Annotated in this window: 18 protein-coding genes; 8 read left to right on the top strand and 10 right to left on the bottom strand. The window is 36.7% G+C overall.

The window, feature by feature from the left end:
- Positions 1-32: 32 nt before the first annotated feature.
- On the bottom strand, positions 33-218 hold the full coding sequence (locus tag BAZO_RS01065; protein WP_003329329.1) for a sporulation YhaL family protein: 186 nt from the start codon (positions 216-218) through the stop codon (positions 33-35).
- A gap of 130 nt (positions 219-348) precedes the next feature.
- Between BAZO_RS01065 and BAZO_RS01060 the strand changes: the two genes are divergently transcribed.
- On the top strand, positions 349-1,587 hold the full coding sequence (locus BAZO_RS01060; protein WP_003329328.1) for a hypothetical protein: 1,239 nt from the start codon (positions 349-351) through the stop codon (positions 1,585-1,587).
- Positions 1,588-1,627: 40 nt separating this feature from the next.
- Complete coding sequence (locus BAZO_RS22015; RefSeq protein WP_087946140.1) at positions 1,628-1,768, top strand: YuzL family protein; 141 nt, start codon at positions 1,628-1,630, stop codon at positions 1,766-1,768.
- A gap of 28 nt (positions 1,769-1,796) precedes the next feature.
- Here BAZO_RS22015 and BAZO_RS01055 read toward each other — a convergent pair whose 3' ends face one another.
- The 5 genes from BAZO_RS01055 to BAZO_RS01035 form a co-directional block, all read right to left on the bottom strand.
- Entirely contained in the window at positions 1,797-2,570 is a 774-nt protein-coding gene (locus tag BAZO_RS01055; RefSeq protein WP_003329327.1) for an enoyl-CoA hydratase, read from the bottom strand.
- A 51-nt stretch (positions 2,571-2,621) separates the two neighbouring features.
- On the bottom strand, positions 2,622-4,121 hold the full coding sequence (locus tag BAZO_RS01050) for a coproporphyrinogen III oxidase (protein ID WP_003329326.1): 1,500 nt from the start codon (positions 4,119-4,121) through the stop codon (positions 2,622-2,624).
- 108 nt (positions 4,122-4,229) lie between these two features.
- Positions 4,230-5,087, bottom strand: a complete 858-nt coding sequence (locus BAZO_RS01045; RefSeq protein ID WP_003329325.1) for a Cof-type HAD-IIB family hydrolase — start codon at positions 5,085-5,087, stop codon at positions 4,230-4,232.
- Between the two features lie 136 nt (positions 5,088-5,223).
- A complete protein-coding gene (locus BAZO_RS01040; RefSeq protein WP_003329323.1) occupies positions 5,224-5,580 on the bottom strand; it encodes a YlbF/YmcA family competence regulator in 357 nt (118 codons plus the stop codon).
- A gap of 75 nt (positions 5,581-5,655) precedes the next feature.
- Positions 5,656-6,792 (bottom strand): DUF445 domain-containing protein, encoded by a 1,137-nt coding sequence (locus BAZO_RS01035; RefSeq protein ID WP_003329322.1) that lies wholly within the window; start codon positions 6,790-6,792, stop codon positions 5,656-5,658.
- A 100-nt stretch (positions 6,793-6,892) separates the two neighbouring features.
- On the opposite strand from BAZO_RS01035, the gene BAZO_RS01030 reads away from it, so the two are divergent.
- The 5 genes from BAZO_RS01030 to BAZO_RS01010 are packed head-to-tail and all read left to right on the top strand — an operon-like array spanning position 6,893 to position 12,043.
- A complete protein-coding gene (locus BAZO_RS01030) occupies positions 6,893-8,266 on the top strand; it encodes a YheC/YheD family endospore coat-associated protein (protein ID WP_003329321.1) in 1,374 nt (457 codons plus the stop codon).
- Between the two features lie 9 nt (positions 8,267-8,275).
- The gene (locus BAZO_RS01025; RefSeq protein ID WP_235786682.1) at positions 8,276-9,346 is read left to right on the top strand and encodes a YheC/YheD family endospore coat-associated protein; all 1,071 of its coding nucleotides are present in this window, start codon (positions 8,276-8,278) and stop codon (positions 9,344-9,346) included.
- Between the two features lie 6 nt (positions 9,347-9,352).
- Complete coding sequence (locus BAZO_RS01020; RefSeq protein ID WP_003329319.1) at positions 9,353-10,711, top strand: YheC/YheD family endospore coat-associated protein; 1,359 nt, start codon at positions 9,353-9,355, stop codon at positions 10,709-10,711.
- The gene (locus BAZO_RS01015) at positions 10,708-11,781 is read left to right on the top strand and encodes a YheC/YheD family endospore coat-associated protein (protein ID WP_003329318.1); all 1,074 of its coding nucleotides are present in this window, start codon (positions 10,708-10,710) and stop codon (positions 11,779-11,781) included. The genes BAZO_RS01020 and BAZO_RS01015 overlap by 4 nt, the downstream gene beginning before the upstream one ends.
- Positions 11,782-11,830: 49 nt before the next feature.
- Entirely contained in the window at positions 11,831-12,043 is a 213-nt protein-coding gene (locus BAZO_RS01010) for a hypothetical protein (RefSeq protein ID WP_003329317.1), read from the top strand.
- 61 nt (positions 12,044-12,104) lie between these two features.
- On the opposite strand, the gene BAZO_RS01005 is transcribed toward BAZO_RS01010, so the two are convergent.
- Positions 12,105-12,365: a metal-sensitive transcriptional regulator gene (locus BAZO_RS01005; RefSeq protein WP_003329316.1), complete on the bottom strand. Its 261-nt coding sequence runs from the start codon at positions 12,363-12,365 to the stop codon at positions 12,105-12,107.
- 80 nt (positions 12,366-12,445) lie between these two features.
- Positions 12,446-12,697: a hypothetical protein gene (locus BAZO_RS01000; RefSeq protein ID WP_003329315.1), complete on the bottom strand. Its 252-nt coding sequence runs from the start codon at positions 12,695-12,697 to the stop codon at positions 12,446-12,448.
- Positions 12,698-13,095: 398 nt separating this feature from the next.
- Here BAZO_RS01000 and BAZO_RS00995 point away from each other — a divergent pair, with 398 nt between their 5' ends.
- Positions 13,096-13,311: an alpha/beta-type small acid-soluble spore protein gene (locus tag BAZO_RS00995; protein WP_003329314.1), complete on the top strand. Its 216-nt coding sequence runs from the start codon at positions 13,096-13,098 to the stop codon at positions 13,309-13,311.
- A 336-nt stretch (positions 13,312-13,647) separates the two neighbouring features.
- Here the strand turns inward: BAZO_RS00995 and BAZO_RS22150 are convergent, their stop codons facing one another.
- Together BAZO_RS22150 and BAZO_RS21425 are read right to left on the bottom strand one after the other, a co-directional pair.
- On the bottom strand, positions 13,648-13,845 hold the full coding sequence (locus BAZO_RS22150; RefSeq protein WP_157382032.1) for a hypothetical protein: 198 nt from the start codon (positions 13,843-13,845) through the stop codon (positions 13,648-13,650).
- Positions 13,846-14,308: 463 nt separating this feature from the next.
- Positions 14,309-14,389, bottom strand: coding sequence for a YjcZ family sporulation protein (locus BAZO_RS21425; RefSeq protein WP_162137827.1), 81 nt, complete (start codon positions 14,387-14,389; stop codon positions 14,309-14,311).
- Positions 14,390-14,780 lie beyond the last annotated feature (391 nt).

Here is a 14,780-nt window from a genome sequence, read left to right as displayed (position 1 = left end):
ATTAAGTAAAAAGGCTGCTACGAAGCAGCCTTTTAATTTTGCATCTGTTCTTTTCTACGCGCTCTTTCTTCTTCCATTCTTTGTATATAAATCTCACCTTCTTTTTCTATATACTCCATATCCACTTCTTGATCTTCCTTAGCTGTTTTAATCATCATATAAGCGCTAAAAACAATACCTGCTAATACAAGATAAATCCACCATGGCAATGTAAACAATTGATTCCACTCCTTTTAGACAAGCTTTATTTAAAAATATGTGGCAGGAATAAAAATATGCTAAAATCTTCAGCCATAACTCGATTTGAGTTATAATACGTATAACTATTGATGATCGTGGGGGAAGTAAATGGAAAAGGCAAGTTCGTACTTTTATGATTTTATTCCAGTTAAAATAGATGTAACCGAAGATGAAGAAAGAGCTATTGTAGGCAAGTACCCACCTCCCATATGGGTTGAGGGAAGAAATGAATTTAATATTGATAATGAAATAAAGGGAAATGATGTTAATGTCCAGCTTTTGTTAACAGAATTTACAGTCGAAAAAACAAAAACAGATAAGCAATACTTAAAGCTAAAATTTAGTAATAACATTGGGGCCATAAATGCAAAAATGTGGGACAATGACGGGGCACTTGATCGATATATCCCATTATTAAATGAACATACCCTTTTTCAGGTAAGTGGAAAAGTGGAAGATTACAGAGGGCATAAATCAATCACGATCCACCGGATGCAGCCTTGTACCGAAAATATCGACCCATTTTCACTAATTGCCTGTACACAGCAAAACACCGAAGCACTAACGATAGAGCTGTTCACCTATATCAATGAACTTAAGTCTCCTTTTAAAGAAATCGCAGTTGCCGCTATGGATCGCTTCTGGGATCAATTTAGAATAAGGCCGGCAGCGAAAGGGCATCATCATAATTATTTAGGCGGCTTATTAAAGCATACAGTCGGACTTATGCGTTTTGCCCGTTATATTGTTAAGTTTGAAGATAACCATTTCCAAGCTGTCTTCAAGCTTATTCAGCGCATTGAAAAAGCGCTTAAAGAAGAGCTTTGGGCTGATTTACAATCTGATAATCCCGGTGCCAATTCCCACTCGTTCGTTTGGAAGGATACGCTTGACCATCTCTATTCAATGTTTTATGGAATGGCCAAACATAAAGGCCAGGCTCCGAATTATGATTTATTAATGGTCAGTATTTTATTTCATGATATTGGGAAGCTGCTCGAATATCATCATGCAGGGAAGACCTACGAGGATTTTAAATTCCTATTTCCAACTGCTGATCATTCGTCATTAGAAAATCGAAAAGCGACTGGGATTACAATGGATGAACTTGGAGTCATGGTCGGGCATATTCCATACGGAGTCTTATTGCTTTCGAAAATCATCGAAACTGAAAATATTACAATCTCATTAGAAGAGATCCATCAAATGCATCATTGCATCCTTTGCCATCATGGTTTACCTGAATGGGGTGCATGTGTGCGCAATCCACAAACGATCGATGGTTATTTAATTCATTTGGTAGACTTTTTAGACAGCAGATATGAAAATACGGAACAAATAAAGTAAGACGCTTTAGGGAAAAGTAAAGCATATGGAGGTGATCTATATGGCAAAGTTCAAAGCAAATCCGAGTAAAAATGGGGTCGCCGCTGCCAGTGTGAGAGGAAAAATGAACCCTGGTCAGCAAAAAGAGCTTACAGAGCATGCGTTTCAATCAAATACAAACCAGCAATTTAAAAAGGACTAATAAAGGGACGGGCAAAGTCCCCCGTCCCTTATCTTCCAGTGAAAACCGGTGTTCTTTTCTCAAGAAAAGCGTTGATTCCTTCCTGGTGATCGACCGTTTCACGCATCCTTATTTGTCCTATTTTTTCCATCCTTAATATTTCTAATAAATAGTGACGACTGCTATCTGAGATAATTTTTTTGGATTTAATCATTGCTTCAATCGGTTTTTGAAGCCACTCATTAGCTTTTCTACATGCAGCATCCATCACTAAAGTTTCACAGACCTCATCAATTAAACCAATTACAAGTGCTTCATTAGGATCGTAAACTTTCCCTTCCCAAATTACCCGCATCGCTTTATGATCACCAAGCCGCTGTTTCAGAAAGAAATGCCCGCCGCCATCCGGGATTAACCCGATATTAATAAAGTTCATGGCAACCTTTGCATCTTTTTCAGCAATTACGTAATCTCCGGCTAAAGCAAAACTTAACCCAAGACCTGCAGCAGGACCATTGATCGCACTAATGACTAATTTAGGTAAAGCATAGAGAGTCATGATCACTTCATTAATGGTATCCATAACCTTTTCAAAGGTTTCTTCATCGGTATCCTTAAGCAATGTCTTAATATCCCCTCCTGCTGAAAAAGCGTTACCGTTACCAGAGATGATAAGAATACTAGCATCACTACTAGCAACTTCCTTTAGTTTTTCAAGAAGTTCATTAAGCATGTCAACATTTAACGCATTCATACATTCAGGACGGTTTAATTGTAAAGTAGCTATGCTCCCTTCAACACTTAATACCACAAATTGGGACATCAAGAACACTCCTTAATTAATATTTAAATTTTTCCCAATGTTTATTATACTTCATTTCACAAACAATTCCGATAATAATTTAATCTTTTCATTTGTATAGTGTTCATATTTATCATTATACGTTTTAGGGTCCTTCGGATTTGCAAACCTGGTAATCTTCTTCGTTTTCGGATCAACTAATTTACTTGCGGCACCACAGCCAAGCCCGATTATCGTTTGCTGCTCCTCCATTATTAAAATATTGTATAAGCTTTCTTGGCCGTGCAGTGAATAGCCGATATTTTCTAAGTTACCTAGAATATTTTTTTGGCGATATAAGTAATATGGTTGATAGCCGTGGGCTTTCGTCCAATCAGTCGCCATATTCATCATTCTTTGAACTTCATTTCGATCGGCTACCTTATACTTGTCCTTATTTTGGGTCATTTCTGAAGCCCTTTTAAAGGATAAAGTATGAACTGTTAAAGATTCCGGCATTAACTTAGCCGTTTCATTTAATGTATATTCAAATTCCGGGAGACCTTCCCCTGGTAGACCAATGATCAAATCCATATTTATATTTTTCATGCCCATTTCACGAGCTAATTTAAATTTTTCAATGGTTTCCTCAACCGTATGATGCCGACCGATTGCTTTTAACGTTTCCTGAATGTATGATTGCGGATTAATACTGATGCGATCTATATTCCATTTCTTTAAGACATTGATTTTTTCAACAGTAATAGTATCCGGTCGCCCCGCTTCTACCGTCACTTCACGGACTTTATCGATATTCGGAAAGGATTCATACATTTCTTCATAAAGCATGTCCATTTCTTCTGTTGTAATGCTTGTTGGGGTACCACCGCCAAAATAAATGGTCGTAATATTGATGCCATTTTCCTTCAGCCACTTGCCAAGTTCCCGCATTTCATAATGCAATCCGCCTAAGAAGGAATTTACAGATCCTTGTCTCCCATTTATCGCATAGGCCGGGAATGTACAATAGGCACATTTTGTTGGACAAAATGGAATTCCAATATAGATGCTAACCTCGTTTTGAAGCGAAAATAAGTCGGGGATCGTCCGCAATTGGTTGTCAACAATCGCCTGCATCAGTTCCAACTTCTCTTGTTGGATCATATAGTTTTTCTTTAGTTCTGCGTGTGCATCCTCTTTTGCGGCCCCTTGATTTACTTTGTTGTGCAGTAATTTAGTTGGCCTAATTCCAGTTAGCGTCCCCCACTTTTGAATAATGCCAGTCAAGTCCTGCAATAAAATTAAAAAGGCATAGGAGATAGCATGTCGTGCTGCTTTATCCCATTCCTTAGTACCTGGTGGAAACTCGCTGCTCTTTTCATAATGGGTGCTGTATGAGGTATTGGTTTGTATTTCGACCAATTGTGCTTCGATACGAATCTGTTTCTCACGGTCGATCTTATAATTAACGATAACATCCGCTGGCTCTTCCATTGCCGCGACGAACACAGAACACTCTTCATAAAATAAATCAGCAATTAGCTGAAGATTGCGTTCAAATTGGGGCTCAACACCTGTAATTTGTATTTTCATTATTCGTCACCTACTCTATTGATGTACACTGTTTCAAGTTTACTTAACAATGTATGGTTGGTCAAACAGAATAAGCCGCGGGGTCTGACCCTGCGGCTCGCATTCCATCTATTTTGTAATTTGCCGTAAAAATTCAATTCTTTGCTGCTTTCTAAAGTGCTCCCGAATCATAAACGCAACCCCATTATGATTATTCGATCTTGTCACCCAGTCCGCCGCTTTTTTCACTGCAAACGGTGAATTCCACATCGCTACGCCAAGTCCTGCTTGGCTGATCATTGGAATATCGCTAATGGAATCGGCGATTACGACTGTTTTTTCCATTGGAATACCGAGATGTTCTCCTAGTCTTTTAACACCTCGTTCCTTCGATACAGCACCAGGTAAAATTTCAAATGATAATTCATGAGTATCGATCACGTTTACTTCCGGGAAAGATTTTTTTACAACCTCTTTCACTTCTTTCAATTCATCTTTATTTGAAAAATAAACCTCTATTTTCGGAGTTGCCATCGGGAAATCAACGAGTTGGTCACTTAGGCTATGGACAAATTGAATTGGATAGAATAACGGATCATTTGAATCCGCAATAACCCTTCCCATTAAGTTACCTTTTTGTTTAATACGGTTTCCAATCGAATAGCGCTCATGCAGTAGCCTAATCGAACAGTTATAGGTTTCGAGAACTTGCACTATGTTGAAGGTTTTTTCTTCTGATAATCTTGCTTCAAAAAGCGGTTCCTCGATATTATCAGAAATAAAAGCACCACTATGTGTAATTAAATGACTTTCTAATTTTAATGCTTTTGCTATTTTTTTTGCTGAAGGGAAGTTGCGACTAGTAACTAACGTAACATATACACCTTTATCTTGGACATAATCAATTGCCTGCCTTGTTTCCCGGGATAGTCTTCCATTAGATTTTAATAATGTGCCATCAATATTAATTGCCAGTAATCGATACATCATAATAGCTCCCCCTTGTCTTGTGTGTTCGGCTCCACTTAATACAAGTATCACTTTATGATAAATATGAGTAAGAAAATTCCCTTAGAACAAAAAAAGCTGACATTTCGGTTGTCAGCTTTTTTCGTAATCTATTTTATTGTAGTCCCTCAGGTGCTCCGTAAAGCTCCTCTAACGGCTTCATGATTACTCTTGTTAAATCACTAATAATCATACTCATTCTTTCTTCAGCCTGCATTAATTGCGCAATCCCTTCATGCTGCCCGATTAAGGTAAATTGCTGCTGTGCCTTTTGGATATCCTCTTCTGAAATATCCTCACCCATCATTTGCTTTTGCTGCAGTTCAAATTGGGTTTCACGAAAACTATCAAATAGACGTTTCGATGAGGCATCATTATTAACAATATCGTAAAGCTGTTTTAATCTTTTAAAATCATCGCTATCCCTAATCGCTTTTTCCAGGGCATAGGCCACATCATATACATTTGCCATTACAAAATCCCTCCTCTTCTTTCCTAAAATTATGCTAACTTCCCAAAATTGATACTAACTAATCATTAGAAAGTTCTAGCCAACAAAATAAACAATTAATCCTTGCACAATTCCAATTAATCCACCAAGCAAAGCACCTAAATACGTGATCATTTTAAATTCTCTACTTGAAATAGAAAGGATAATAATCTCTAATCTCTCAACAGGAAAAGCTTCTACCTGTTTTCGGACAATCTCGGAAAGATGAAGTCTTTGCATCATTTCTTCAATGCGATTGTCGATGAAATCACTAATCATGCTAACTGCCTTAGGTATTAAGGTTTCGAGAATTAATTCATGATAGGATTTTGATAATTCCTCGATTGAGGATTGAAGCCAGTTTCTGTAAGGAATTTGTTCATTAATTTGTGTTTTTAAAAATGAAAGCAGTTGTTCACGTCCAACCTTTTCTTCAAGTGTTCCAACCTCCCAGCCTTTCACTTTATCCCATTCTTGATCCAATAATTGTGTTAACATATTTTGTGTTCCTTCATGGCTCAAAAATTTAATCAACTCAGGTTGAACAGAGTTTACAATTGTATCATTGCTTATAAACATTTGCACCATATTTCCAAGTGAACCGAGGTTTTCAAGGAAATCTTGAATCATCATGCTTAAACGGACTCTTCCCTCACTGCTCTCAAAATAGCTAATCCCTTTATTTAAAATGTAGGCAGAAAAATCCGGAATTTTGGAGTCAATCTTTAAAAGCAGTTCTTCAGGTAATGTTTCACCCAAGACCTGAGAACGGGCTTGTCCAAGTAAATCTTCGTATCTTGCCTCAATAAAAGCATTTAACTTTTCCTTCAGCTTTTCTTCAGCTTCACTGACACCGAATCCTTCCAACCATTCAGAAAGCGTTTTTTGGCTATTTAATACGACTGAAACCTCTGACTTCGCCCATACCTCCATATCCTTAATAAAGGCCGGCTCTTTAAATTTACTTCGAATCCCTTCTGCCGTTAAAAGATGATCCACGACCGTTCGTCCTAGCTGGATCGCTAAATCCTCACGCCGTTTCGGAATGAGCCCCGGTGTAAACGGCAATCTTTTCCCCCATAAATAAATGGGCTTAAGTGGCCTAAACAGCATTTTAATGGCAAGATGATTCGTCACACCGCCAATCACCGCACCAATAACTGCCATAAATAAAAGCATGCCTATTAAATTCATGTAACTAACAACCTTCCTTATCTAATTCCTCACACTAACGCCTTTATTCTCATATGATACTCTAATCAGCTAACGCCCATGGGCATTGTGAGGGTTTATTATGAAAAATATGTTCAAGGTTCAGATTCTTCCTCTAGATCATACAGAAGCAGAATCTTCCACTATCATTATAATTAGTTCCGATTTATCGAAGCAAACAAATACCTCCCACGGTCAAAAAATATCATTAGTTGCCGGAAACCAAGTAGTCGATTGTATTATACATGTAAGTTCATCAAAAGAAAAATCCACCATTTATTGTGCGGATGCTATTCTTGAAGGACTTTATCTACCGATCGATTCCTTTACGATTTTTGTAAACATACATTCTAATAAAAGAGTTTGGGAGTTAGGACCTTTTGTCGGGATTGTAACCGACCGCATCCATAATAACCATTTCGGTACGATCCATGACTTTCTTGAAGAATTACAAGCCTATGGATATGAACGGCATATATTAGTCTACGTGTTTCACTTCGAAAGCCTTTATAACGATTATGTAAATGGATATATATATTCCTTGGCAGAAAAGAATTGGAAAGAAGGAAAGTTACCTGTCCCTCATGTTGTCCATAATCGGATTCATTCCAGACTAGTGGAAAGGTCGGAAAAAGCAAAGCAGTTTTTTGAGAGATTAAATCAGGCAAACATTCCTTATTTTAATGAAAGATTCCTCAATAAATGGCATGTGTATGAAGTTCTATCCAGTCAAGAACATCTATTACCCTATTTGCCAGATACGAAGCTGTTAAATGGAAGAAGAACATTTGAAGAAATGATAAACAAGCACAATTTTTTATTTTTAAAACCGGTTCATGGAAGCCAAGGCAAAAATATATTTAAAGTAGAGTCTAAAGAAGAAAGGTTTTTATTAGATTACTCAACCTTTTCTGGGGAAATTGAGAAGGAATTCCCAACGATACAACTTTTATACGAAGCCATTCAGCCACGTTTACAAAAACAACGCTACATTATTCAACAAGGCATATCACTATTAGCCTATGAGGAAGACCGTCCCCTCGATTTTCGGCTCTTATGCCATCGACATAATGAAACGGAATGGGTAGTAACATCCACAGTTGCAAGGGTTTCCTCAAAAAATGAATTTGTCTCAAATCTATCTAGAGGCGGAGAATTATTTAAAATCGAAAAAGCCTTAGTCGACCATTTTGATAAAAAAACGATCGTTCAAATTGGTCAGCTCTTAAAAGAAATTGCAATTGAAGCAGCTCTAATTATTGACCAACATGCCGATGGAATCTACGGGGAATTGGGGATTGACTTAGCCCTAGATAAAGATGGGAAACCATGGATTATTGAAATTAATACTAAGCCTTCAAAAAATCAGGATCCCGAAGGATTCACTCCTAAAGTTAGACCTTCGGCAAAAGCGATATTAATTTACTGTTACAGTCTCTCAGGCTGGAGATTATAAGGGGGTATAATGATGTTATCCTTTGGATTTTTAACATTAAATAAAAAAACAGAACATGATTATTATACTGAAATCGGAAAAAGAGGAGCACCAATGGACATTGAAATCTTTTGCTTTTCACCGGTAGATATTAACCCACAAACCGAGCATGTACACGGTAAAAGATTCAATTCATCTACTGAAAAATGGGAAGATGCCATTTTTCCAATTCCAACCTATATTTATGACCGTTGTTTTTACTCATCAGAAGAGATCCTTAAAAAATATTCACCAATCGTAAACTGGCTGAAAAATCGTAAAGACATTTGCTTCATCGGGCACGGCTTGCCTAACAAGTGGAAAATATACAATACACTCTCCTCCCATTCCATACTTAAATATTACATTCCGGACACTTCAAAGGCTGAAAGTTCAGAAGAAATCTTTAGAGCATTAAATAGACATAAAAAAATTATATTGAAGCCGGAAAATGGGGCTCAAGGGAGAGGCATTATTTCTTTAACATTAAAAGGCAAACAAATAGAATTTCAAACCCATCGTCATAAAAACGTCATTCATAAAATATTTTCAAAGAAAGAACCGTTAAATAACTGGTTAAAGCAATTGCTAACTGCCCATTCTTATCTAATTCAAGAGTATTTATCACTTCTTGATGAGGATAAAAGACCTTTTGATATTCGCATCTTACTTCAAAAAGATAAAGGTAATAATTGGCATGAACTTGGACGTGGTGTTCGTAAAGGTCAAGAAGGTCATATCATCTCTAACTTACACGGCGGTGGTGATGCCCATTCCTTTAGTGAATGGCTGAATTCCATTGACCGCAATCAACAAGAACTGCTTTTAGATGATATCCAAACGATTATCACTCAGCTGCCTGAAACGCTTGAGGAAAATTTCGGTCCATTATTTGAACTTGGAATAGATCTTGGAGTTGCAAAAGATGGTTCAATCTGGATTCTTGATACAAATTCAAAACCCGGTCATAAAACAATTTTGCAAACAAATCAAGGTGTTGAAAATACGTTATACAGTGCACCTTTAGAGTATTGCAAGCATATCGCACTGCAAAGGAGCTGATAAGAGATGTCTTTATATACCGTAAAAAAAATACCTGATACTTCAAATTATGTTCGGTTGCCTCAGGCTTTATTTGATCAGTTCAGCGACTATCATCAAATTTCCCTGGGTACAGAAATTTGTAATTGTCAAATAAAACGGACGAAGGAATTTCAAACCATTTACGTGTCATCCGCGATTTGGGAACGGTTGGGTATCCCTTATGAAAGCAAGGTCCATGTAATCCCTCATGAAGGCATACTTCACATCGGGCCATTAGTCGGGATATTTACGGCTGGTTTTACTGGATCTATTATTAGACCCATCGGTGACAGAACCTTATTCTTTGCAAAATTGCTTTCTACCGAAAAAAAAGTGGGTGCATTTACATTTATTTTTGGTGCCAACCACATTAACTGGGAGACTGGACGAATTGAAGGTCTATTCCACAGCACAGACGGTTGGAAGAAAATTGAAGTTCCATTTCCAAACGTCGTATATGATCGGTTACCAAACCGAAAAACGGAAAATCACAATATCTTAAAAAATATTAAAAATAAGCTGCAACATGAATACTTGATTCCATGGTTTAACCCTGGTTTCTTTAACAAGTGGGAGATTCACCAGATTTTTAGTACCTATCCTGATGTTGCCGGGTTTCTACCGGAAACGGCTTTAAATCCAACGTTAGATTCAATTAAAGCTCTTTTTTCTAAATATAACAGTGTTTATATTAAACCGATTAACGGCAGCCTGGGGCTTGGCATTCACCAAGTCATTAAAGCAACAGATGAGGAGGAATGGTACTGTCGTTTTCGTAAAGATGAAAAGAATCATTTACGAAAGTACAAGACACTAGAATCGTTGCTGCGACAACAATTCCAAAAAGAAACGCTCGAAGGATTTATCGCTCAACAAGGCATTCCCCTTTTTAGGGTTGAGGATAAACCAATTGATTTTCGAATCCATACGAATAAGGATGAAACTGGCATTTGGCAAATGAGTGCCATTGCCGCTAAAATTGCAGGAATTGGCAGTGTTACAACGCATTTGGGAAGCGGCGGGATTGTAAAAACGGTCGATGAAATAAAAAAATTAATACCAGTATCATACAACATTGTTGAAAAGCTTGAGGAAGCCGTCCTTGTTATGAGCCATATATTGGAAAAGGAAATTGCCGGAACAATTGGTGAGATAGGCTATGATGTGGGAATAGATAAAAACGGCCGGATATGGCTTTTCGAAGCAAATTCAAAGCCAGGCCGCTCTATTTTTAAGCATCCAAAGCTTAAGGATTACGATCAATTATCACGCTCTTTACCAATTTCCTTTGCCCTCTATCTAACAAAAAGGTCTATTTATGAACCAGAGGTGCTTTTTCAATGAAAATAAATAAAAATTTCCGAAAACAACCATTCATCGTTGGAATTTTAACTACAGCTGGGAAAAACTCAAAGATCACAGGAAACCTTTCGTTATTTCGGGACATATCCACAAGATTAGCAAAAAGAGGCGGAAAGGCCGTGCTTTTTACGCCAGACTCATTAAAGGAAAACCGTCTGACAAGTGGCTTTGTTTTTATTAAAAGGAAAAATTGCTGGGTTACCATTGATTTTGATGGAGTTCCAACTGTTATATATAATCGTATACCATATCGTAAGGATGAAAATACAGACCAATTCAAACTTTTTAAAGCATGGTGTAATGATCATAACGTTCCGATGTTTAATGGTGGCTTTTTCAAAAAATGGGACGTCTATAATGCCTTAACCAACGATTCAACGCTTAAAAAGCATATCCCATTTACACAATTAATCAGGTCAAAAGAACAGCTTGAGGAGCAATTAAATAAATTTCACTCCCTTTATTTAAAACCGAATGAAGGCAGTAAAGGAAATGGAATTTTCGTACTTTCCAGGCACGAGGACGAAACCTTTCATATAAAAGGACACAGCGGTATGTATGGCACCTCCTTTTTTCAAAATATTTGGGAAAAGAAGGTAAATCCTTTGCTGTTTGACCGGGAATATATTTTACAACAAAAAACGGACATTTTGACATATGAGGAATGTCCTTTCGATTATCGGGTTCTTGCCCATCATGTCAAGAATAAATGGGTTGTTTCCGGGATCGGTATTAGGCAAAGCAAACTGAACGGAATAACAACGCATGTGTTAAAAGGCGGAAATATATTAACCGTGGATGAAATAACTACAGAAAAAGATATTAGGAAAATTCAGAATTTGGCAATACTTTGTGGAAATACTATGGAACAAGCATTTAGGGATAGCTCCAAATTTGGATTGATAAAAGAATTTTCAATGGATGTCGGCAAAACGGTTGAGGGAGCATTTTATATTTTTGATGTCAATTCAAAACCAATGAAATTTGATGAGCCGGACATATATGAAGCTGGACTCAACCATTTAGTAGACATTTTTTTGGAGTATGAATAGTTACAACTGTTATGAACAAATTAAAGGAAAAGGGAGGTAACTGCTTATTATGAATTTAAACGAAAACGAGAGAGAGCAAGAAATTAAAAATCTAATGGAGAAGGATTCAAAATATGAAGGCCGAGACCGGTATTTTTTAGATGTTGATCGCATGATTAACGAGGGCATGGCAGGAGGAACAATCATTAACCGAGAAGATAATCCACAAATAGGTGAAGCTAGATCGTTTGAAAAAGAAGAACCACCACTAGAGTTGGAATAGTATAGAAAAGCGCTGGAGCTGGAAAGTAAAAAGGGCTGTGACAGCCCTTTTTATTGTCCATTTATCGACTTTTAACAATCATTTGTACCGCTTCATTAATAACATCTTCTGCGCTTTCGCCTTTTTCAGCTTGGGCTCGAATACAGTGTTCTAAATTTTTTGCAACAACATAACCTATTGTCCGATCAATCGCTGCACGAGCAGCCGATAACTGCGTAATTACTTCTTTGCATTCTTTATCTTCTTCCATCATACGAAGGATCCCACGAACTTGTCCTTCCACTCGCTTTAAACGGTTTTTCATATCTTGTGGATATTCCATCTTTACTCACCACCCTTAAAGTACAGTACCCCATAGTGTACTATTATTATATAATATTTTTTCATAAATGAAAATAAATACTAAAGTTCCATCTCGTTAATTAAATAAACAACTTGTTTCGAACATTTTAAACAAGAAAAAACATGGGGACATTCATGTTTTTTTCTATTGTTGGGATACCCATCAAAAAGCTTCATCCCTTCAATATCTAAGTAAGCACTATAAGCATCGAAATAATCCATTAATCTTCCTTCATCCGCCATTGCCTGCTGGCAATGTGGACAAATATATTGCTGCTGCTCGATTTGATTGCATAATGGACATACAAACATATATTTAACCCCTTTTAAACTTTATTAAGTAGAAAAATTCTATAGTAAAAGTATGTGTATGACAGCAACAGTCTACAACAAGCAATTCACTCCAAAAATTGGCTTTATGATATCAGAATAAACGATAGTGAAACACATAAAATACTCTCAATAGTTTTTCAAAAATAATTTCAAAAGCAATAGGAAGAACATTCAAAAATTTACCAATAATAAATAAAATAAAATTGGTTAACTTAAGAATACAACAAACAACATTGCAACTAAGTTAAAAAATAAATTAATGCAATATACCTTTATATCATAGGGTTAGCCTTCGTGGCAGTGAATACACACTGTTGGTGCAATTCCAACTAGCCCTACCAATTACAACACAGAAAATTCTTAAGGAGTGAAGTATTATGGCAAACAACAACAGCGGTAACAGCAACCAATTATTAGTTCCTGGAGTTGCACAAGCACTTGATCAAATGAAATATGAAATCGCTCAAGAATTCGGTGTTAACCTAGGTGCAGACACTACTTCTCGTGCTAACGGATCAGTTGGTGGAGAAATTACAAAGCGTCTAGTTTCAATGGCTCAACAACAAATGGCTGGCACACATGGCCAATTTTAATTAAAATAATTTAATATAAATGGCTGAGGCCCTAAGCATTTTGCTTAGGGCCATAATTATGTTTAGGAAAAGCTAAAGTAAGCCGCAGGGTTAGACCACGCGGCTTATTCTCTGCTCATTTTTTTTGAAATATTTTTTCCGTAGTGAACATTAGAGACCTATTGTTCATTAACAGAAAAATTATGATAGAAACAAAACGACAAGTATTTATTCACCTGTCGTTTTGTCGATTAATGCAGTTTTTTAAGCGTTTCTTGCTTTAGGCTCCTAAATCAATTGATGCCTTAGCAACTACATTTGGAGCTGTTTCTTTGTACCCGAATGAACACAGCATGACTAATTCAGATAAGATGGCTGAAACCACAATGCTGCAGCTAGTGTAGATTGATCAGATAGATAGCCAGCTACGCTGGGACCAAATGATCCACCTACTAATTCTCCAATTAGTATAACTACAGAAGTTGCTGTTGCCATGAGTGCGATTGGAATAGATTTACCCGGCAATATAAACATTACAATTGCTTGGTAAGCCAAACCAGCTGATAAAATTATTAAACTAACTAATAGAAGAAAGAATACTCTAAAACATTATGGGGTAGATTAAATCTACCCCATTGAATTTAGGTTACAAGCTTTTTCTCAAAATATCCGCCTTCTAAAACGGAATGAGAAAACAAAGACAATTGCAAAAAACGGAATGAATCTTCTACGAAAGCCGGAACGTAAAAAAATTCCTCCTGGAGGTGGGTCCCAGTCTATCATTCCTCTATATGTTCTACCATCACAAGTTCTTACCTCAACTGGTTCTCCTCTATATCTCATTAAAGGATGCATGCATATCACTCTCCTTTCTTTTCATCGATTCAACAAAAGGGTAGAACCAAACGTTTGTCCTTCTACAACATGTCTCGAAATCTTATAACTAATCTTACATAATTTCCTCTTTATTTAAGAACAAATCTTAAAAAGAGAAATACAATATATTATTTTTTGTTGTCTAGTAGCTTCCAACGAATGAAGTTCCTACAATAATGAGTAATATGAACAACACAACAATTAACGCAAAAGAAGTTCCCATCATATTCATTCCTCCTTCCTGCAGATATTTAAAGGTTTGAATGAAACTACCTTTAATATAATGTATGAAGTATAAAGCAAATGGTAATGGACAAACCTTTAATTGTTTTAAAAATCCATACTTGTCCAATTCAAGAGGCGGATGAAGACTGAAACTCAGCTTGAGAGCAAAAAAAGGTCTTCATATCTGCAAATCATAAATAAGGTTGGTGTACAATAGCCGCCTTTTCTGCTTTTAATCTACTGAACTTTTAATCCATATTGCGCACTAATCAACCCCGGTCATCTGACCGTAATACTAAACAAAAAAATGTCAATCACCCCATTGGGAAATTGACAATTTTAAATCTGTCTCTTTAACTAAAGAAGCAGATATATACAGTATCGGTAAA

Source organism: Schinkia azotoformans LMG 9581 (assembly GCF_000307855.1).
Classification (GTDB): Bacteria; Bacillota; Bacilli; order Bacillales; family Bacillaceae_J; genus Schinkia; species Schinkia azotoformans.
This window is presented reverse-complemented; position numbering and strand designations above follow the sequence as displayed.

Bases quoted from the DNA above. Each gene is read 5' to 3' on its own strand.
- BAZO_RS01060 (WP_003329328.1), top strand. From the start codon at position 349: ATGGAAAAGGCAAGTTCGTACTTTTATGATTTTATTCCAGTTAAAATA.
- BAZO_RS22015 (WP_087946140.1), top strand. From the start codon at position 1,628: ATGGCAAAGTTCAAAGCAAATCCGAGTAAAAATGGGGTCGCCGCTGCC.
- BAZO_RS01055 (WP_003329327.1), bottom strand. From the start codon at position 2,570: ATGTCCCAATTTGTGGTATTAAGTGTTGAAGGGAGCATAGCTACTTTA.
- BAZO_RS01050 (WP_003329326.1), bottom strand. From the start codon at position 4,121: ATGAAAATACAAATTACAGGTGTTGAGCCCCAATTTGAACGCAATCTT.
- BAZO_RS01045 (WP_003329325.1), bottom strand. From the start codon at position 5,087: ATGTATCGATTACTGGCAATTAATATTGATGGCACATTATTAAAATCT.
- BAZO_RS01040 (WP_003329323.1), bottom strand. From the start codon at position 5,580: ATGGCAAATGTATATGATGTGGCCTATGCCCTGGAAAAAGCGATTAGG.
- BAZO_RS01035 (WP_003329322.1), bottom strand. From the start codon at position 6,792: ATGAATTTAATAGGCATGCTTTTATTTATGGCAGTTATTGGTGCGGTG.
- BAZO_RS01030 (WP_003329321.1), top strand. From the start codon at position 6,893: ATGAAAAATATGTTCAAGGTTCAGATTCTTCCTCTAGATCATACAGAA.
- BAZO_RS01025 (WP_235786682.1), top strand. From the start codon at position 8,276: ATGATGTTATCCTTTGGATTTTTAACATTAAATAAAAAAACAGAACAT.
- BAZO_RS01020 (WP_003329319.1), top strand. From the start codon at position 9,353: ATGTCTTTATATACCGTAAAAAAAATACCTGATACTTCAAATTATGTT.
- BAZO_RS01015 (WP_003329318.1), top strand. From the start codon at position 10,708: ATGAAAATAAATAAAAATTTCCGAAAACAACCATTCATCGTTGGAATT.
- BAZO_RS01010 (WP_003329317.1), top strand. From the start codon at position 11,831: ATGAATTTAAACGAAAACGAGAGAGAGCAAGAAATTAAAAATCTAATG.
- BAZO_RS01005 (WP_003329316.1), bottom strand. From the start codon at position 12,365: ATGGAATATCCACAAGATATGAAAAACCGTTTAAAGCGAGTGGAAGGA.
- BAZO_RS01000 (WP_003329315.1), bottom strand. From the start codon at position 12,697: ATGTTTGTATGTCCATTATGCAATCAAATCGAGCAGCAGCAATATATT.
- BAZO_RS00995 (WP_003329314.1), top strand. From the start codon at position 13,096: ATGGCAAACAACAACAGCGGTAACAGCAACCAATTATTAGTTCCTGGA.
- BAZO_RS21425 (WP_162137827.1), bottom strand. From the start codon at position 14,389: ATGGGAACTTCTTTTGCGTTAATTGTTGTGTTGTTCATATTACTCATT.